This window comes from Streptomyces sp. SLBN-118 (assembly GCF_006715635.1).
GTDB lineage: Bacteria > Actinomycetota > Actinomycetes > Streptomycetales > Streptomycetaceae > Streptomyces.
Genome location: NZ_VFNP01000001.1, coordinates 3,524,616 through 3,542,739 on the forward strand (window position 1 = coordinate 3,524,616; position 18,124 = coordinate 3,542,739).

The following is an 18,124-nucleotide window of genomic DNA, read 5'->3' on the forward strand; positions in this document are numbered from 1 at the left end:
TGACCGCCGGACACACGGACCTGCCCCCCGACCGGAGGCATGGGAAAACCCATGGTGCATACCACCAGGATCGCCAACACTGGTGAGGGTGGAAGTCTTCTGCGACGAGTCCGGCTCCGACGGCGAGAATCTCACCGCCGGAAATACTGATGAGTTCGCCCACGCCAGCGTGCACCTGCCGCTTGAACCAGCGGCGGATTCCATCCAGGAAATACGCAGCAGAATCTGCTCACCGGCGGAGGAATACAAAGCGAATCATCTGCTCCGGGGAAAGCACCGCTCGACCCTTGAGTGGATGCTGGGCCTGTCGGGGCCCATCCACGGGAACGCTCACGTCCATCTCACCGACAAGGCGTTCTTCGTCGTCGGCCGGGTCATCGGCCTCCTCGTGGGCGAAGGTCGCGGCCGGACCCCGGGCGCCATGGCTCTCACCCTGTATCGCGAGGGCCCTCGCGCCTTCGGGCACGAACAGTGGCAGGCCTTCCTGGAATCGTCCAACAATCTGATGCGCACCAAGAACCGCTGGGACGCGCGAACCCCCGTCGACTCCTTCTTCCATCTGGTCGACGCGCTGCACCCGGCGGGCGCGGGCAACGGAGTCGGCGACATCATGGAATTGCTTCAACAGGCCAGGCCCCGTGCCGATTCTTTTTGGGCACGGACTCTCGAAAACCCTACGAAGATTCCGTCATTGGACCCCCTCATTCCGGCCATCGTCCAAACCGTCGCCCACTGGAGTGCGGGCGGACAGCCTGTCTCCCTCGTCCACGACGAGCAGAACGCGCTGACGGAAGAGCGCATCGCCTGGCTCAAGGAGCATCTCCGTTCACCACAGGGCCGATTGACCAGCGTGCGGCTCGTCGACTCCCGCTCCGATCCGCGCGTTCAGCTCGCCGATTTCCTGGCCGGAGTGGCACGGAAGATAGCCTCGGACGAACTCAACGGCCGGGGCGACGCGGAGCTCACGGCGCTGCTGCGGCCGTATGTGGACGCGTCCTCGATCTGGGGCGACGACCGAAGCTGGTCCCTGCTGGGCCCCGCTCACGCTCAGGCGGACCAATGAAAGTGCGACCAATGAAAGAAGCCCAGGTCAGCGGAGAACTGACCTGGGCTTTCTTGAGCCGCCTTCGGGATTCGAACCCGAGACCTACGCATTACGAGTCGACACATGATCATCACGATCTTGATCAACTTTGCTCGGATCTTGGGAAAGATGCAGGTCGGAGCGGGTGCAGGCTTCTACTTCCGTCTGGTCGTGCCGCATCGTTCCTGATCCTTCCGTTCCCACCAGGTTCCCATCCGTTCCCGTACTGCAACCCCAAGGCCGTCCTGAATGGCAGCATCGCTGGTCGGAGCGGGGGCCAATCGGGGAGCTTCGCATCGGCATTGGGATGAGACTCTCCGAACAGGCATGCCAGCTCGTACGCGCCTTCTGGCCCAGCGGGCTGACCCTGGTCGCCCCCACTAACCGTGGCTGCAGTGGGACCTCGGCGACACCCACGGCACGGTGGCGGTCCGAATGCCGGCACACCCCGTGGCCCTCGACCTGCTCACCGAGACCGGGCCGATGGCGGGCTCCAGCGCCAACCTGACGGGGCAGACGTCCCCCCAGGACTGCGACGCCGCACAGAACATGCTCGGCGACTCCGTCTCCGTCCACCTCGGCGGCGGCCCGACCTCGGCTGCCGTGCCGTCCTCGATCGTGGACGTCACCGGCAAGGCACCGGTCCTGCTCCGCGCGGGCGTGCTCAGCACCGAGCAGCTGCGCGAGGTCGTACCCGAACTGGGGGACTCTCACTGAGGCGCCGCGAGCCGAGCCCTTTCACTGTCGGGGACGCTGGCCGACAGGGCCGGACCATCAAGCTGTTGCCACCCGCCCCGGCCTCCGGCATTGTCGTCTGCGCAGTTCGATCCTGCATTTTTCGTGGAGTACCACTGCTTGAGCTGATCAGACGGCTCGTGATTAAAATCGTCTCTCATGTCGAAGCCTGACGAACTGCTTGTTGACGTCGCCGCTCTGGTGGAGTCCGGGCACAGCAATCAGATGTCTCTGACCGTGGTCGCCGGTGGTGCTGTCATCACGGGGCGGCTGGCTCCCGAAGTCGTCTGGAGGCAGCGGGTGTCGGAGGTTTTGGCGGACTCGGCCCGCCTGAGCGATTTCTCCGCCGTGTTCACCGCTGCGACGCACGGGGAGGGGCCGCCCAGGCATCTGCACTTCCATGTGGCGCGGATTTTGCAGGGCGCGGTGGGGATCCCGGAGACGGGCGGGATGTACCGCGTGGCGATCGAGGACGTCAGTGCCTGGACAATGGGCGACTTCAGCTACTCCGACCACTGACCCATTGCCGCGCCGAGAAACCTCGGTACGCGGTGAGGGTCCGACCGGCGCACCCCGGTCGGACCTTCACCGCTGCTTGTCGGCGGCTCGCGCCTGCCCGTCGGTCAGGCGGCCACAGGGGCGCCGAGCATCGCGGAAGCCTGTTGGAGCGGGTTGAGAACGCGGGTGGGCGCGGGGGCCTGGGGAAGTTCGCGGCAGGTGAAGCCGAGCCGGGTCATGGCTCGGAGGACTTCGCTGGCGCTGAAGTCGCGGCGGTCCTGGCGTGTGATTACTTGGCCGACCTGTTTGACGGGGTAGGTGCGGCGGCCGATGATCACGGACTCGCCGGAAGCCTGCTCGGGCTTGACGCCCTTCATCGATTCCAGGACGCCGCTCTTGGTGAGGTCGAACGGGAAGCGGGCGATGACACAGCGCATGATGCCTCACAGGGAGAGGGACGAGGGGGGATGGTTCTGCCACGGTTGAGGCGGTTCAGCGGGCAAGGGCGAGGACGCCCAGAGCACTGCCGTGTTCGTCGACCACCAGCAGGGCATCGAGTCGGCTGTAACGCATCGCGTGCTCGGCTTCGGCCATGGTGGTCACGGGCGAGGTGAACGGCCCTCGGTCGCCGAGGATGTCCCGCAGCTGGATCCGGTCCGTGTACGTGGAGCTGTCACGGGCTGCGGTGAGATGGGCCTGGGTGAGAAGTCCGGTGCACAGACCGTCGTTGTCGCAGACGAGGAGGTGTCCGGTGCGGGCGCTGGCCATGACGGACAGGGCGACCTCGACGGTCATGTCGTCGCAGACCTGCGGTCCGGCGGTGTCCATGGCGTCGGCCGCCGTCCTGTGCACGGGGGTGGCACACATCGAGCGGGGCTGCATCTGAACCAGCGTCAAAAGGTGCCTCCTGCAGTGGTGGGCCAGTTTCCTGATCCCGAAGTTTCTAGGCCGCCGCGTCGAAGGAGGTCTGCCGCGCTGTCATGCGCCGGGCCGCCGAAGCGGGGCTGCGCCGGCCGCGTGAGGCCGCGCTGCGCTGACGCCGCTCGACTACCGGCGCGGTGATCGTCACGGGGATGCCGGAGGGGGCTTGGGCGCCGGTGATCCGGCCGAGTGCCTCTTCGCCGGAGCGGACCTGCGTGGTCTGGGGCACGATGCCGGCCGCTGTCATGAGGCGGGTCATGTCCCGGCGCTGGTTGGGGGTGACCAGGGTGACGACGCTGCCGGACTCCCCGGCCCGCGCGGTTCGGCCGCCGCGGTGCAGGTAGTCCTTGTGGTCGGTCGGCGGGTCGATATTGACGACGAGGTCGAGGTCGTCGACGTGGATGCCGCGGGCGGCGACGTTCGTGGCCACGAGCACGGTGACGTGTCCGGCCTTGAACTGGGCCAGGGTCCGGGTGCGCTGGGGCTGCGACTTGCCGCCGTGCAGGGCGGCGGCCCGCACCCCGCTGTTCAGCAGGTCTTGTGTCAGCCGGTCGACGGCGTGCTTGGTGTCCAGGAACATGATCACCCTGCCTTCGCGGGCCGCGATCTCGGTCGTCGTCCGGTGCTTGTCGGCGCCGTGGACGTGCAGCACGTGATGCTCCATCGTGGTGACCGCACCTGCGGACGGGTCGACGGAGTGCACGACGGGGTCGGTGAGGTAGCGGCGGACCAGGCGGTCGACGTTGCGGTCGAGGGTGGCGGAGAACAGCATCCGCTGGCCCTCGGGGCGTACCTGGTCCAGGAGCGCGGTGACCTGGGGCATGAAGCCCATGTCGGCCATCTGGTCAGCCTCGTCCAGGACGGTGATCGCGACCTGATTGAGTCGGCAGTCGTCGCGGTCGATGAGGTCCTTGAGCCGGCCCGGCGTCGCAACGACGACCTCGGCGCCACCGCGCAGCACATTGGCCTGCCTGCCGATCGGCATTCCGCCGACGACCGTGGCCAGGCGCAGCTTCACCGAGCGGGCGTAGGGGGTGAGTGCGTCGGTCACCTGCTGGGCAAGCTCACGCGTCGGCACGAGGACCAGGGCCAGCGGCCGGCGGGGCTCAGCGCGCTGTCCGGCGGTGCGGGCCAGCAGGGCCAGGCCGAAGGCGAGGGTCTTGCCGGAGCCGGTGCGCCCGCGTCCCAGGGCGTCGCGGCCCGCGAGGGTGTTGGGCAGGGTCGCGCCCTGAATCGGGAACGGGACGCTCACGCCTTGCGTGGTCAGTGTGGCCAGCAGCTGCTTGGGCATGTCGAGGTCGGCGAACGCCTCGACCGCGGGCAGCGCGGGAGTGATCGTCTTCGGCAGGGCGAACTCGCCCTGGACCGCGGCGGGCCGCCGGCCGTGGCCACCCGATCGGCCCGGGGTGCCGGAACGGGTGGGGGCGGGCGAGCCGAAGCGGGCGCCCCGCCTCGAACCGGCGCCGGACCCGAAAGCGGGGCCCTCGGTCCGGCGGGGGCGGGAGGAACGGCCGTTCGTACGTGTGGGGTTCATCGAGAACCTTCCTTGATACGGCGCGCATCAAGGAATTCCCGCAGCGAAAGAGCAGCTCGGGGAATCACAAGAACGAACCGGATGGAATACGAAAAGGAATGCGGCTTGCCCTGAATCCGGTGCGGGATGCAAGCCATGAAATAGGTGACGCCATGCGGACGTGAAATCCTGGACATCGACCGGTACAGCTCCGAAAAGACGCGCATCCCTGAGGATGGGACTCGTCGTCCCACAGGTGACACCACTGTGGGAAAGATCCGCAGCTGGGACCCGCACCCCGAGGGATGCCGGGCCCCAGCTACGAAGTCCGCGTCAGCGTCAGGCGGGAACGATGTTCTCGGCCGTCGGGCCCTTCTGGCCCGCCGCGATGTCGAAGGTGACCTTCTGGCCTTCGACCAGCTCACGGAAGCCCTCGGCAGCGATGTTCGAGAAGTGGGCGAACACGTCGGCGCCCCCACCGTCCTGCTCGATGAAGCCGAAACCCTTGGCCGCGTTGAACCACTTCACAGTGCCTGACGCCACGTCATATCTCCTTTGAGGCAGTACGCCGGGACCCGCGATGTGCGGATACCGGGTCGCCGCGATGATGCCCCGTCCGGAAAAAGACCGGCAATACAAAAAGCTTCCAGATTGCCGGGAAATTCCGGCGAAGGAGCTCGAGAGTTTTTGGGAACCACAACTGCAACTGAGATCGACGGTAGCATGAGGTAGCAGCCCATGTACGGTAAATTACTCCACTCCCTTGGTTGCCATAAAAACACTCCCCGCACTGCGCGTTAAACCCTCATCTCGCGGTCATAGATATTGCGCCACCCGGAGCGCAGCGTTTCAGGAAAAGCGGGCACCGTTCACCGCTCGGGGGGCACAACTGTTCCGGTGGCACCGTCTCGCCCGGCGTCGGCCCCGTCGACCCGTAGCCGGTCTCGACACAGATCGGGGGCGCGGTCAGTAGATGGCCAGGAAGATGGCGATGTAGTGCGCGGTGAAGGCTGCCACGGTCAGCGCGTGGAACACCTCGTGAAAGCCGAACCAGCGGGGCGAGGGGTCGGGGCGCTTCAGGGCGTAGACGACTGCGCCCGCACTGTAGAATGATCTTCCCGACCTCAAGACACAGGTCATCGGAGAACTATGGCTCCGAGATCTCGAACTCACCGCCTGGCGCATGCTGCACGCCGACGGCAGGTCGGACGATCCCGCTGGACGCAAAGCCTTCCTCGAAGCCTGTAAGAGTGTCTGAACGTCTGCTCCGCCGTCCTGCGGGATGAAGCTGAAGCTCCCCCTCCGCGTTGAACCCCTTCACGGTTCCCGTAGCCATGCCTCATGCCGTCCAGGCAGACGTGGGCGAAGGGGACCTTCCGAACCATGACAGCCAGCCCGGACGGGACATGTCCGCACTCTGACCACCGTGGGAGACGACCCTGCGGCACACCCTGACACGCGTGTGCGGGGACCCGCCGGTACCCGGCGGGCGCGCTGCCTCAAGCCACGGGCGGTCCCGCCAATTCGGCGGTGCGGCGGTATTCGGCGTTGATGCGCTGGGCTTCCTCGAGTTGGTCTTCGAGGATGACGATGCGGCAGGCGGCCTCGATGGGGGTGCCCTGGTCGACGAGTTCGCGGGCTCGGGCGGCGATGCGCAGTTGGTAGCGGGAGTAGCGGCGGTGGCCGCCCTCGGAGCGCAGTGGGGTGATCAGGCGGGCTTCGCCGATGGCACGGAGGAAGCCCTGGGTGGTGCCGAGCATCTCGGCGGCCCGGCCCATCGTGTAGGCGGGGTAATCGTCGTCATCGAGACGGCTGTACGAGTCGCCTGCTGTCATTGCACCTCTCTTTGGAACGCGTGGAGGGGCCTTGGTGCCGTACTGGCACCAAGGCCCCGAAGGAACTGCTACACCATCTGCCGGCCCTAGTGCCGCGCCGGCCTTCTGTGTCCGCACGCCCACCCGGGAGAGGGCAGGGAATGCGGGGATCGCGGTTGCTTGACCGGAGACCACCTCACTATCGATGTCCTGCGGTACCCGGACTCAAGACTTCTGCCCGGGCGATCCTGATGGCGCCTGGCTCCTCCGTTCTTCCCTCGGTGATCAACTACTTACCAAGCGGGGGACTGCGTACTGCTGGTACTGCTCTACTGCGAACTGCTGGGTGATGCGAACTACCCAGTGGCCTGCGACAGCGCCACTCTTCGGCAGCCAGCCCCGTCGCCCGTCCTGCGTCTGCTCTGGCTTAGAACCCCACTGCCGAACTTCCCGGTACGCGCGCCCGCAGCCGACGCCTTTACCGAGGTGCTGCTCACTGACTTCACTGCTGGGTACTGCCAACTGCACTTACGGGTACTGCACTTGCGTTAACTGCGACTGCGGTACTGCTCACGGCGGCCCCTGATCACTGCGGGCCACCCGGTCCGGCCGTCAGTCCCGTCGCCGTCCTGCAACAACCCTGGCTTCGGAACTCCACCACCGCACCGTCCTGCGAACTGCAACTGCGGGTACTGCTGCCCGGCAGTTCGTCTCTGCCAGGCCCTGCTGTCTCTCTGGGCTACGAGAGAAACCATAACCACACCACCGCTCAATGTCTACTCCGGCCGACATAGATTTCCGCGCGTTCGACGGTGAGGTAATCGACCTCGAACAGCGACGAGGGCAGCGCGAGGCCGTCGCTGCCGACGCGTTAACCGGCCGCAGGCCGGGGCAGAAGCCCGGGCAGACTGGACCGGGCATTGACGACAGAGACCAGGGTGACCTGATGGACACGATGAGCGTCAACGTCGCAACCGTCCGCTCCGCGACATCCGTCGCCGGCGCACGCGAGAGCGCCCGGGATTTCCTCGAAGGTCTCCTACAACCGATCGCAGCCGAGGCTGCCGACACCGTGGTTCTGGTCGTCTCGGAGCTCGTCACCAACGCCCTGCGCCACGGCGGCGGCACCTGCACCCTGAACCTGACCGCGCACCCGGACAGCATCGAGGTGGCCGTCCACGACCGCAGCCCGCAGGCCCCGCGCATGCGCACCCCCGACCTGAACGGCGGCACCGGAGGCTTCGGCTGGCCCATGGTCAACCGCCTCGCCCGCGCCACCGCGGTGACCCGCCACACGGCCGGCGGCAAGACCGTAAGCGCCCTCCTCGCCCGGTAGCGCCAAGGCGCCGCCGCCGCCCGGCCCGACCGGCGGCCTCCTCAAGGTCAATCTCACCGATAACCGCTGCACCGACAGCCGTGACGGCTGCCTGTAGCGCCGGTTTCCGAGGCTGCTATATCCGTCAAGCGGCCATCGCGAGGTTGTTGGCGGCCGTCAAGTTCTCCTCGACCGACCCCCGTTCGAGCAGTTTGACGACCTGGAGGGCGATGGCCCGCTTCAAGCAGCACCGGGCCTCCCGAGGCGACTTGCCCTCGGTGGTGCGCCGCTGAATGTAGACCTTGGTTGTTGGGTCGGTGCGCATGCGGATCAGCACGATGGTGTGCAGCGCCCGGTTGAGTTGCCGGTCGCCCCTCCGGTTCAGCCGGTGGCGGTTGGTCAGGCCGGAGGACGCGGGGATCGGCGGCGTGCCGGCGAACGCCGCAAACGCGGCCTCGGACCGGAAGCGGCCCGGGTGCGACCAGCTCACCAGGATCTGACCCGCGCTGATCGGACCCACGCGGTCAGCCGCGGCAGCTCGGGCGCCATCGCCTCGACCAGCACGACGATCTCGGCCTCCAGCTCCTCCGCCTCCGCCTCCGCTCGCAACGCCTGGACCCGAACGGCGGTGGACCGCAGTGCACGCGCGGTCATCCGGGGCTCGATGGTCTGGATCGGCCGCTCCCGGAGATTGGCGCAGTGCTATATCACCGCCTTGCGGCCCTTGCCGCGCAGCTCGGCCCGCAGGTCCTCGGGCGCGGACACGAGCAGCGCCTTGAGGTGATTGATCGCCGCCGCGCACGAGGTGACGGCGCCCTGACGGGTGGCCAGCAGGACCCGCAGCGCCTCGCGTTCGCCGCGGCGACGCGGGTGAATCAGGTGCTCGGCGGTCAACGCCTCCAGTCGGCATCAGGCCACCCTCGGCCCGCCTTCGACTAGCGAAAATCCAGACATAGAAGACTTATCGGAGAATCGCCGTTCCCAGGATGTTCCCATCTGGGCGCAGAAAAAGCCCCCCACGATCTTCGTGGGGGGCTTCCAAGGCTCTGACCTGGGCTTTCTTGAGCCGCCTTCGGGATTCGAACCCGAGACCTACGCATTACGAGTGCGTTGCTCTGGCCAACTGAGCTAAGGCGGCAAGCTGCGGATATACGCGTCCTGACGAAGACACGTTCGCATCAGCAGCGGCGCCAAGTCTACAGGGTTGTTTCGGGTGCCCCGAACCACCCCCGGACCACGTCCGGGCGTCAGCTGCAGCGCTTGTTCTTCGGCGGAACCGTGCCTTCCAGCAGGTAGGTGTTGATCGCCGTGTCGATGCAGTCGCTGCCGCGCCCGTACGCCGTGTGACCGTCGCCCTCGTATGTCAGCAGACTCCCGGAGGACAGCTGGCCGGCCAGCCCCTGGGCCCACTTGTAGGGGGTGGCCGGGTCCCGGGTGGTGCCGACGACCACGATCGGGGCAGCGCCCTTCGCCGCGATGCGGTGCGGTGCGCCGGTGGCGGGGGTGGGCCAGTACGCGCAGTTCAGCGAGGCCCAGGCAAAGCCCCTGCCGAAGACCGGCGAGGCCTTCTCGAACTCCGGGAGCGCCGACTGCACGGCCGCGGGGGCGGTGAAGGCGGGCGGCGAATCGAGGCAGTTCACGGCCGCGTTGGCGTACATCAGGTTCGCGTACGTGCCGTCGCTCTCGCGCTCGTAGTAGCTGTCGGCCAGCGAGAGGAGCGCGGCTCCGTTACCCGCCATGGCTGCCGTCAGGGCCTCGCGGAGCTGGGGCCAGGCGGCCTCGTCGTACATCGCGGCGATCACTGCCGTGGTGGCCAGCGCCTCACCGAGCTTGCGGCTCTCACCGGTCTTAACGGGCTTGGCGTCGAGCGCGGTGAAGAAGGCCTTGAGCCGGAGCGAGGCGTCCGCGGCGGAGGTGTTGCCGAGCGGGCAGTCCTTCTGCTTGACGCAGTCCGCGGCGAAGGACTGGAACGCGGTCTCAAAGCCCGCGGTCTGGTCCCGGTTCATCGCACGGGAGGACAGTGACGGGTCCATCGCTCCGTCGAGGACGAGACGCCCGACGCGGTCGGGGAACAGCTCGGCGTATGTCGCGCCGAGGAAGGTGCCGTACGAGGCCCCGACGTACGAAAGCTTCTCGTCGCCCAGCACAGCGCGCAGGATGTCCATGTCACGGGCTGCCTCGACGGTGGAAACATGGGGCAGGACCTGGCCGGAATGCTCCTTGCAGCCCGCAGCGAAATCTCTCAGCGAGGTCGAGAGGCCGGCCGTCTCGGCGGCGTCGTCGGGCGTCTGGTCGACCTGGGTGTACGCGTCCATCTGCTTGCCGCTGAGGCATTCGACGGGCTCGCTGCGGGCCACACCGCGCGGGTCGACCGCGACCATGTCGTACCGGGCGCGGACCGGAGCGGGGTAGCCGATACCCGCGTAGCCCTGCAGATAGTCGACCGCAGAGCCTCCTGGGCCGCCCGGGTTGACCTGCAGCGAGCCGAGGCGCTTTCCGGGGCCGGTGGCCTTCTTGCGAGCCACGGCCAGCTTGATCGAGTCGCCGTCCGGCGCACCGTAGTCCAGCGGAGCCTTCATCGTGGCGCAGTCGAAGCCCTCGACACCGCACGGGCGCCACTTCAACTCCTGCTCGTAGTACGGCTTGAGCGCGGCGGCGGGGGCGGCCCGGCCCGGTGCGGCGGACGCGGAGGCGCCAGGCGAGGAACTCCCGCCCGTACAGCCGGAGATCAGCAGACCGGCCGTGGCCAGCGCGAGGGCGGAGGTGCGCAGCAGGCGCCTGGTGTCCATCCTCGGAGCGTAGCCGCAGGGTGCGGACCGTGCCTGCCCGTGCTCGTACGGGTGAGCCGGTCAACACCCCAGCAGGCCGCTCAGCCCGCGCGCAGTGCCACCGCCATCGCCTCGACCGCCAGCAGCGGCGCGACATTGCTGTCCAGCGCATGGCGACAGGCGACCACCGCCTCTATCCGGCGCAGGGTGCCCTCGGGGGTCGAAGCGCCGGCAATCCGGTCGAGAGCGTCCCGTACGTCGACATTGGCGAGCGCGATCTCCGAGCCCATCTGGAGGGCGAGCACATCGCGGTAGAAGCCCGTCAGATCGGTGAGCGCGAGATCGAGGCTGTCTCGCTGCGAACGCGTCTTGCGACGCTTCTGCCTGTCCTCCAGTTCCTTCATCGCCCCCGCGGTCCCCCGCGGCATCCGCCCCCCGGCCGATGCGCCGAGAGCCGCCTTCAGATCCTCGGTCTCTTTGACGTCGATCTCCTCGGCCACCTGATTGGCGTCCTCGGCGGCGGCGTCGATCAGCTCCTGGGCGGCCTTGAGGCAGCCGCCGATGTCCTCCACGCGCAGCGGCATCTTCAGTACGGTCGCCCGACGGGCCCGGGCCCGCTCGTCCGTCGCCAGGCGGCGGGCCCGGCCGATGTGCCCCTGGGTGGCACGGGCGGCGGACATGGCGACATCGGGCTCGATGCCGTCACGCCGGATCAGCACGTCGGCGACGGCCTCGACGGGGGGCGTACGCAGCGTGAGATGGCGGCAGCGGGAACGGATCGTCGGCAGCACATCCTCGATCGAGGGCGCGCACAGCAGCCACACGGTGCGGGCGGCGGGCTCCTCGACGGCCTTGAGCAGGACGTTGCCCGCACCCTCCGTGAGCCGGTCGGCATCCTCCAGGATGATCACCTGCCAGCGCCCGCCGGCCGGGGAGAGCTGCGCGCGCCGGACTAGCTCGCGGGTGTCCTTGACGCCGATGGAGAGCAGGTCGGTACGAATCACCTCGACGTCGGCGTGCGTGCCGACGAGGGTGGTGTGGCAGCCGTCGCAGAACCCACAGCCAGGTTCCCCCCCGAGGGCACGGTCGGGACTGGTGCACTGCAGCGCCGCGGCGAACGCCCGGGCGGCGGTGGACCGCCCGGAACCGGGCGGACCTGTGAACAGCCAGGCGTGCGTCATCTTGGACGCGTCCGGGGGCTGCTCGTGCCGGGCCTCGGCGGTGACGCGGGCGTCGGCGTCCCGGGCGGCGGCGGAGAGCTGTGCGTGGACGCGCTCCTGACCGACGACGTCGTCCCAAACGGCCATGCGCCGTCACCCGCCTTTCTTGCGTGGGGTCTCCATTGTGGGCGAGGGGTCTGACAGAGCGGTGCGGGCGCGGCCTCAAACAGCCGCGCCGCCGCACCGGGCATGCTCTCAGCGCCTCCCGCGCCCCCCGCTCTCGTCGTCCTCGTGCGGGCCCAGCAGTTCGTCGGCCAGCGACGGGAGGTCGTCCAGCGGCGTTTCCTCCGCCCAGTCCGGGCGGCGGCGCCGGCCGGCCGCGGCCGGGTCGACCTGAGGGAGCTCACGCGTCCGCTCGTCCGGGGCCGCGCCCGCGTCCCGTACCGGAGGAAGCACCGCCGTCTCGTCCGCGTCCCGTACCGGAGGAAGCACCGCCGTCTCGTCCGCGTCCGCCGGGAACTTCGGGAGTACCGCCGTCTCGTCGACAACCGGGCCCGGCTTCGCTACCTCCTGGGTGACCTCGTCCGACGGCGCGACCACCGGCGTGGGCACGGTCACCTCGGTGGGCGAAGCCGCGGACGCGGCAGCAGCGGACGCGGCCGCCTCCGCCAGCCTCCGCGCCTCTTCGGCCCTCAGCAGCGCCTCCTCCGCCTTGCGCTGCTTCTCCTGACGCCTTTCCTCCGCCTCGGCCCGCAGCCGGGCCTCCTCCTCGGCCTGCCGGCGCCGCCGTTCCTCTTCCTCCCGGCGCGCCTTCTCCTCCGCCAGCCGACGCGCCCGCTCCTCGTCGGCGAGCCGCCGTGCTTCCTCGGCCCGCTGCCGGGCCTCCTCCGCCTGCCGTTCGGCCTCGCGCTGCCGCGCCTCCTCCAGCTCCCGGCGCTTGCGCTCCTCCTCCTCGGCGCGGAGTTTGGCGAGCTGCTCCTGCCGCTCGCGCTCCAGCCGCTCTTCCTCCGCCTTGCGCGCGGCCTCTTCCTCGGCCCGGCGCCTGGCTTCTTCCTCGGCCGCCCTGCGCGCTTCCGCCTGCGCCTTCACCTCGGCCTCGGACAGCGGCAGCATCTGGTCGAGCCGGTGTCGTACAACCGTCGTGACCGACTCGGGCTCCTGCCCCGCGTCCACCACCAGGTACCGGCCGGGGTCCGCCGCCGCGAGGGTCAGAAATCCGGCGCGCACCCGCTGGTGGAACTCAGCCGGCTCCGACTCCAGCCGGTCCGGTGCCTCGGTGAAGCGCTCCCGCGCCGTCTCCGGGGAGACGTCGAGCAGCACCGTCAGATGCGGTACGAGTCCGTGCGTCGCCCAGCGGTTGATACGGGCGATCTCGGTCGGGGACAGATCCCGGCCCGCGCCCTGGTAGGCGACCGAGGAGTCGATATAGCGGTCGGAGATGACGATCGCGCCGCGCTCCAGTGCGGGCCGCACGACCGAATCGACGTGCTCGGCGCGGTCGGCGGCGTACAGCAGTGCCTCCGCGCGGTTCGAGAGCCCCGCCGAGGACACGTCGAGCAGGATCGACCGCAGCCGCTTCCCGATCGGTGTCGCGCCCGGCTCACGCGTCACGACGACCTCGTGGCCCTTCGCCCGGATCCACTCCGCGAGCGCCTCGACCTGGGTGGACTTCCCGGCCCCGTCGCCGCCCTCTATGGCGATGAAGAACCCGGTCCGGCACGGCGCCTGCGCCGGGTCCGCCCCGCCGCGCAGCGCGTCGCCGAGGTCCCGGCGCAGCGGAACACCGGACCGGTCGTCCGTCTTGGCGAGCACCACGGCCGCGACCGGCAGCAGCAGCGCGCCGACCAGCATCAGCGTGAACGCCGCACCGCCGTGCGCGAAGACGAAGTCCCCGCTCGCGAGCCGGTGCGGCCCGATCGCCGCGGCGAGCAGCGGAGCCGCCAGCGCGCCGAGGGCGATGGCGACCCGTACGACCGCCTGGAGGTGTTCGGTGATCCGCGGGCGCCGGAAGTCCTCCGTCTCCTGGTCGATCAGAGCGTGCCCGGTGCTCGCGGCGACACCGGCCGCGAGTCCCGCGAGCAGCGCGATGAACAGCACGCTCGCCGTGTCGGGCACCAGGCCCATGGCGAGCAGCGCCATGCCGGTGACGGCGAGCGCGAGTGCGAGCAGCCGGCGGCGGGACAGGGTGGGCAGTACGGCGGCGGCGCCGCGGATGCCGACACCGGCACCGCCGGTGAGCGCGAGCACGAGCAGCGCGAAGGCGGCGGGGCCGCCACCCAGGTCGAAGGCGTGCAGTACGGATACGGCCACGGCGGATGCGATCGCGCCCGCGACCGACGCGCAGGCGAGGACGAACAGCGGTATGGCGTCCGTACGCCCCCTGTCCACGCCGTTGCCGGTGGACGGACGGCGCAGCCCTTCGAGCGGCGAACGCGGCCGCGGGGTCTGCGAGCCGGGCAGCTCGACGAAGTACAGCGTCGAGACGGATGCGGCGAAGAGACCGGCCGCGACATACGAACCGAGGGCCGCCTGGTGCAGCGAGAACCAGTCGATGCCCGAGCCGAGCAGGTTTCCGACCAGCGTGGCCACGAGCAGGACCGCGGCCCCGGCGGGGATGACGGCGAAGCCCGTACGCAGCCAGAGCCGCCGCAGCGCGTCGAGATGGTCCGGCAGCGGGCGCACGGCCGCGCCCTCCAGCGGCGGGGCGGGGAGCAGTGCGGGAGCGGCGCCGTCGCGGGCGACCGTCCAGAAGCGCTCGGCGACGCCCGCGACAAAGACGGTGATCAGCAGCATCGCCGTGGCGTTGTCCAGCGTCCAGTCGATCCACAGCGGCGCCACCACGAAGAGCGCGAGCCGCAGCCCGTCCGCCCCGATCATGGTCCAGCGCCGGTCGAGCGGCCCCTTGGACGAGGTGAGCGTGGTCAGCGGGCCGAGCAGTACGGCGCCGAAGAGCAGCGTGGCCAGCACCCGCGCACCGAGCACCGCAGCGACGGCGAAGGCAGCTCCGCGATAGCCCTCCCCGAAGGTGCCCGCCAGGACCGAGGCCTGCAGTGTGAGCAGGAGAAGGACAAGGATGGCGACCGAGTCACCGATACCGCCCACGACCTGGGCGTTCCACAACCGCCTCAGCGGGGGGAAGCGCAGCAGGGCACGCACCGCACGTTCACGGGAATCCGCGCCAAGTGCGTCGGTTGCGTCGGAGTCTGAGGCAGTCTCTGAGGCGGTGCTCACGACCGCCTGCTGCTCGGCTGGCTGCTCGGCTCGCGTCATCCGCCCAGCCTATCCGGAGCGGCCCGCTCCCCGGAGGCCTGTCCGAACATACAGGCGCTTTGTGCGGAGGGGGCGAACCGTCCCCCGCGCAAAGCGCCCGAACCCTTTGCCCAAACTCCGAACACGGCCGGGCATACGGCTACTCGTCCGTCGGCGCCTTTGTAGCAGCCCTCGCCGACGCGGTCGTCTTCTTCGCCGCGGCGGCCGAGGTCGTCTTCTTCGCCGCGGCGGCCGAGGTCGTCTTCTTGGCGGCGGTCTTCTTGGCCACAGCCTTCTTGGCGACCGTCTTCTTCGCAGCGGCCTTCTTCGCGGGCGCCTTCTTGGCCGGGGCCTTCCGCGCCGTCTTCTTGGCGGGACCCTTGGCCCGCTTCTCGGCGAGCAGTTCGTAGCCGCGTTCCGGCGTGATGTCCTCGACGCTGTCGCCCGTGCGCAGCGTCGCATTCGTCTCGCCGTCGGTGACGTACGGACCGAAGCGGCCGTCCTTGACCACCACCGGCCGCTCGCTGACCGGGTCCGTGCCCAGCTCCTTCAGCGGCGGCTTGGCCGCGGCCCGCCCACGCTGCTTGGGCTGTGCGTAGATCGCCAGCGCCTCGTCCAGTGTGATCTTGAAGAGCTGGTCCTCGGTCTCCAGGGAGCGCGAGTCCGTGCCCTTCTTCAGATACGGGCCGTACCGGCCGTTCTGCGCGGTGATCTCGACGCCTTCCGCGTCCTTGCCCACCACACGCGGCAGGGACATCAGCTTGAGCGCGTCGTCGAGCGTGACGGTGTCCAGGGACATCGACTTGAAGAGTGAGGCGGTGCGCGGCTTGACCGCGTTCTTGCCCGTCTTCGGGGTGCCCTCGGGAAGGATCTCCGTGACATACGGGCCGTACCGGCCGTCCTTGGCGACGATCTGGTTGCCCGTCACCGGGTCGGCGCCCAGTTCGAAGTCGCCGCTCGGCTTGGCCAGCAGTTCCTCCGCGAACTCCACGGTCAGCTCGTCCGGGGCGAGGTCGTCGGGGACGTCGGCCCGCTGGTGGCCCTCCGCGTCCTTCTCGCCGCGCTCGATGTACGGGCCGTACCGGCCGACGCGGAGCACGATGCCCTCGCCGACCGGGAAACTGGAGATCTCCCGGGCGTCGATCGCACCGAGGTCCGTCACCAGCTCCTTCAGGCCACCGAGGCGGTCCCCGTCGCCGTTGCCCGCGGCGGAGGCGGCTCCGCCGTCGTCGCCCTCGCCGAAGTAGAAGCGCTTCAGCCACGGCACTGCCTGCGCCTCGCCCCGTGCGATGCGGTCGAGGTCGTCCTCCATCCTCGCGGTGAAGTCGTAGTCGACGAGCCGGCCGAAGTGCTTCTCCAGCAGATTGACCACGGCGAAGCTCAGGAAGGAGGGCACGAGTGCCGTTCCCTTCTTGAACACATAGCCACGGTCCAGAATCGTGCCGATGATCGACGCGTACGTCGACGGGCGGCCGATCTCGCGCTCTTCCAGCTCCTTGACCAGCGAGGCCTCGGTGTAGCGGGCCGGCGGCTTGGTCGCGTGGCCGTCCACCGAGATCTCCTCGGCGGACAGGGCGTCGCCCTCCGAGACCTGCGGGAGGCGCCGCTCACGGTCGTCGAGCTCGGCGTTCGGGTCGTCGGCGCCTTCCACGTAGGCCTTCATGAAGCCGTGGAAGGTGATCGTCTTGCCGGAGGCGGTGAACTCGGCGTCACGGCCGTCAGCGGCGCGGCCGCCGATCCGGACGGTGACGCTGTTGCCGACCGCGTCCTTCATCTGAGAGGCAACGGTCCGCTTCCAGATCAGCTCATAGAGCTTGAACTGGTCGCCGGTCAGCCCCGTCTCGGCCGGCGTGCGGAAACGATCACCCGAAGGGCGAATCGCCTCGTGCGCCTCCTGCGCGTTCTTGACCTTCCCGGCGTACACACGCGGCTTGTCCGGCAGATAGTTGGCGCCGTAAAGCTGGGTGACCTGCGCCCGGGCCGATGCGATGGCGGTGTCGGACAGCGTGGTGGAGTCCGTACGCATATAGGTGATGAAGCCGTTCTCGTACAGCTTCTGCGCCACCTGCATGGTGGCCTTGGCCCCGAAGCCCAGCTTGCGGGAGGCCTCCTGCTGCAGCGTCGTCGTGCGGAACGGTGCGTACGGAGAGCGGCGGTACGGCTTCGACTCGACGGCGCGGACCGCGAACGAGGCATCGGCCAGCGCGGCGGCCAGTGCCCGGGCATTCGCCTCGTCGAGGTGGAGCACCTGGCCGGACTTGAGCTGCCCGTCCGAGCCGAAGTCGCGGCCCTGCGCCACGCGCTGTCCGTCGACGGTGTTCAGCCGGGCCGTGAAAACGGAGGGGTCTGAGGCATCCCCGGCGCGGCCGGTGGAGAAGGTGCCTGTCAGGTCCCAGTACTCGGCGGAGCGGAAGGCGATGCGCTCGCGCTCGCGCTCGACGACAAGACGGGTGGCGACGGACTGCACACGGCCGGCGGACAGCCGCGGCATGACCTTCTTCCACAGGACCGGCGAGACCTCGTAGCCGTAGAGACGGTCGAGGATACGGCGGGTTTCCTGGGCATCGACCATGCGCTTGTTGAGCTCGCGCGGGTTCTCGACGGCCTCGCGGATCGCATCCTTGGTGATCTCGTGGAAGACCATCCGGTGGACGGGGACCTTGGGCTTGAGGACCTCGAGCAGGTGCCAGGCGATCGCCTCGCCCTCGCGGTCCTCATCGGTGGCGAGGAAGAGTTCGTCAGACTCGGCGAGCTGCTCCTTGAGCTTCCTGACCTGGGCCTTCTTGTCGGCGTTGACGACATAGACCGGCTGGAAGTCATTCTCGACATCGACACCGAGGCGGCGCACCTCGCCGGTGTACTTCTCCGGCACCTCGGCGGCACCGTTCGGGAGGTCGCGGATGTGCCCGACGCTCGCCTCGACAACATAGCCGGGGCCGAGGTAGCCCTTGATCGTCTTCGCCTTGGCAGGCGACTCGACGATCACGAGTCGGCGGCCGCCCTGTGCGGTCTCGCTGGTCGGGGACAACTTCGCTCTTCTCTCCGGTCGACGCTCTGTGGGCGCTCA

Annotated in this window: 15 protein-coding genes, 1 tRNA gene and 2 pseudogenes; 4 read left to right on the forward strand and 14 right to left on the reverse strand. The window is 69.1% G+C overall.

Annotated features, from left to right (window positions below):
- Positions 1–82: 82 nt before the first annotated feature.
- The 3 genes and pseudogenes from FBY35_RS16040 to FBY35_RS16050 all read left to right on the forward strand — a co-directional run bounded on the left by FBY35_RS16040 (position 83) and on the right by FBY35_RS16050 (position 2,338).
- Entirely contained in the window at positions 83–1,063 is a 981-nt protein-coding gene (locus FBY35_RS16040; protein WP_260848626.1) for a DUF3800 domain-containing protein, read from the forward strand.
- A 337-nt stretch (positions 1,064–1,400) separates the two neighbouring features.
- Positions 1,401–1,801, forward strand: a pseudogene (locus FBY35_RS16045) (L-threonylcarbamoyladenylate synthase); the annotation flags it as partial.
- Positions 1,802–1,978: 177 nt separating this feature from the next.
- Positions 1,979–2,338: a hypothetical protein gene (locus tag FBY35_RS16050; RefSeq protein ID WP_142214450.1), complete on the forward strand. Its 360-nt coding sequence runs from the start codon at positions 1,979–1,981 to the stop codon at positions 2,336–2,338.
- 104 nt (positions 2,339–2,442) lie between these two features.
- Here the strand turns inward: FBY35_RS16050 and FBY35_RS16055 are convergent, their stop codons facing one another.
- The 6 genes and pseudogenes from FBY35_RS16055 to FBY35_RS16080 all read right to left on the reverse strand — a co-directional run bounded on the left by FBY35_RS16055 (position 2,443) and on the right by FBY35_RS16080 (position 6,586).
- Positions 2,443–2,754 (reverse strand): SCO5918 family protein, encoded by a 312-nt coding sequence (locus tag FBY35_RS16055; protein ID WP_142214451.1) that lies wholly within the window; start codon positions 2,752–2,754, stop codon positions 2,443–2,445.
- Positions 2,755–2,809: 55 nt separating this feature from the next.
- Entirely contained in the window at positions 2,810–3,214 is a 405-nt protein-coding gene (locus FBY35_RS16060; protein WP_142214452.1) for a CBS domain-containing protein, read from the reverse strand.
- A 46-nt stretch (positions 3,215–3,260) separates the two neighbouring features.
- Positions 3,261–4,772, reverse strand: a complete 1,512-nt coding sequence (locus tag FBY35_RS16065) for a DEAD/DEAH box helicase (protein WP_142214453.1) — start codon at positions 4,770–4,772, stop codon at positions 3,261–3,263.
- Between the two features lie 318 nt (positions 4,773–5,090).
- The gene (locus FBY35_RS16070; protein ID WP_142214454.1) at positions 5,091–5,294 is read right to left on the reverse strand and encodes a cold-shock protein; all 204 of its coding nucleotides are present in this window, start codon (positions 5,292–5,294) and stop codon (positions 5,091–5,093) included.
- A 423-nt stretch (positions 5,295–5,717) separates the two neighbouring features.
- Positions 5,718–5,870 (reverse strand): annotated as a pseudogene (locus tag FBY35_RS16075) (hemolysin III family protein); the annotation flags it as partial.
- Positions 5,871–6,250: 380 nt separating this feature from the next.
- Positions 6,251–6,586 (reverse strand): MerR family transcriptional regulator, encoded by a 336-nt coding sequence (locus FBY35_RS16080; RefSeq protein ID WP_142214455.1) that lies wholly within the window; start codon positions 6,584–6,586, stop codon positions 6,251–6,253.
- 925 nt (positions 6,587–7,511) lie between these two features.
- Between FBY35_RS16080 and FBY35_RS16085 the strand changes: the two genes are divergently transcribed.
- Entirely contained in the window at positions 7,512–7,901 is a 390-nt protein-coding gene (locus FBY35_RS16085; protein ID WP_142215099.1) for an ATP-binding protein, read from the forward strand.
- A gap of 124 nt (positions 7,902–8,025) precedes the next feature.
- Here FBY35_RS16085 and FBY35_RS37140 read toward each other — a convergent pair whose 3' ends face one another.
- The 8 genes from FBY35_RS37140 to topA all read right to left on the reverse strand — a co-directional run bounded on the left by FBY35_RS37140 (position 8,026) and on the right by topA (position 18,085).
- Positions 8,026–8,400 (reverse strand): IS110 family transposase, encoded by a 375-nt coding sequence (locus FBY35_RS37140; protein ID WP_260848627.1) that lies wholly within the window; start codon positions 8,398–8,400, stop codon positions 8,026–8,028.
- On the reverse strand, positions 8,367–8,534 hold the full coding sequence (locus FBY35_RS37145; protein WP_260848628.1) for a hypothetical protein: 168 nt from the start codon (positions 8,532–8,534) through the stop codon (positions 8,367–8,369). Before FBY35_RS37145 ends, FBY35_RS37140 begins: the two co-directional genes overlap by 34 nt.
- Before the next feature lie 48 nt (positions 8,535–8,582).
- Positions 8,583–8,774: a hypothetical protein gene (locus FBY35_RS37150; protein WP_260848629.1), complete on the reverse strand. Its 192-nt coding sequence runs from the start codon at positions 8,772–8,774 to the stop codon at positions 8,583–8,585.
- A 170-nt stretch (positions 8,775–8,944) separates the two neighbouring features.
- Positions 8,945–9,018, reverse strand: a tRNA-Thr gene (locus FBY35_RS16095).
- 109 nt (positions 9,019–9,127) lie between these two features.
- Complete coding sequence (locus tag FBY35_RS16100; RefSeq protein WP_142214456.1) at positions 9,128–10,669, reverse strand: alpha/beta hydrolase; 1,542 nt, start codon at positions 10,667–10,669, stop codon at positions 9,128–9,130.
- An 80-nt stretch (positions 10,670–10,749) separates the two neighbouring features.
- Positions 10,750–11,955, reverse strand: a complete 1,206-nt coding sequence (locus tag FBY35_RS16105; RefSeq protein WP_142214457.1) for a DNA polymerase III subunit delta' — start codon at positions 11,953–11,955, stop codon at positions 10,750–10,752.
- Between the two features lie 108 nt (positions 11,956–12,063).
- The gene (gene tmk / locus FBY35_RS16110; RefSeq protein WP_142214458.1) at positions 12,064–15,078 is read right to left on the reverse strand and encodes a dTMP kinase; all 3,015 of its coding nucleotides are present in this window, start codon (positions 15,076–15,078) and stop codon (positions 12,064–12,066) included.
- Positions 15,079–15,217: 139 nt separating this feature from the next.
- Positions 15,218–18,085 carry a type I DNA topoisomerase gene (gene topA, locus FBY35_RS16115; RefSeq protein ID WP_142214459.1) on the reverse strand — a complete coding sequence of 956 codons (2,868 nt, stop codon included), beginning with the start codon at positions 18,083–18,085 and terminating at the stop codon, positions 15,218–15,220.
- Positions 18,086–18,124: the final 39 nt, after the last annotated feature.